Annotated in this window: 1 pseudogene; it reads left to right on the top strand. The window is 68.2% G+C overall.

The features are described from left to right. Positions 1–187, top strand: a pseudogene (locus ACTIGF_RS15540) (50S ribosomal protein L1); the annotation flags it as partial. Positions 188–616: the final 429 nt, after the last annotated feature.

Here is a 616-nt window from a genome sequence, read left to right as displayed (position 1 = left end):
GGCGAGCTTCTCTGAAGCGGCGCTCGTGGAAAACATCCGCGCGCTGCTGGCTGGCCTGGTGAAATCCAAGCCCGCCGGCGCCAAGGGACAATATGTCCGGCGCATCTCGCTCAGCTCCACCATGGGGCCGGGCGTGAAGGTTGATGTGGCCGAGGCGTCGACCGGCGCCCCGACCGAAGCGGCCTGATCAAGGCCGTATGACTTGAGTTTTCCGCTTTCCCGCCCAAGGCCGGGCGGCGGGGTCAGGACCGGGCGCGGCGGCTGAAGCCGTCACATCCGGTCCGACCTGTCCGAGATCCCGGGGGAGGGGCGTCACAAGCGCCGCTCTTAATTCAGACGGCCCCGGGTGAGACAGAGCGACGACCAGTAATGTCCGGCGCGAGCCGGGGAGAATGGTTCGAGCCCTGGGGCAGGCAAGTCCGCGTTGGCGCGTCCTGCCCCGTATTCGGGCCGGGCGTCTGGCGCGGCGGCTTGACGGGCTGCCCGCGGTGGGTGGCCCGAACGTAGGGAGACCGCAATGGATCGTACGACCAAAGTGACGGCGGTCGGGGAGCTCACGGAGATTTTCTCCGCGCCCGGATCTGTCGTCCTGGCCCGCTATTCGGGCCTGACCGTT

The sequence above is a fragment of the Oceanicaulis sp. genome (genome assembly GCF_051859625.1).
Lineage (GTDB): Bacteria > Pseudomonadota > Alphaproteobacteria > Caulobacterales > Maricaulaceae > Oceanicaulis.
This window is presented reverse-complemented; position numbering and strand designations above follow the sequence as displayed.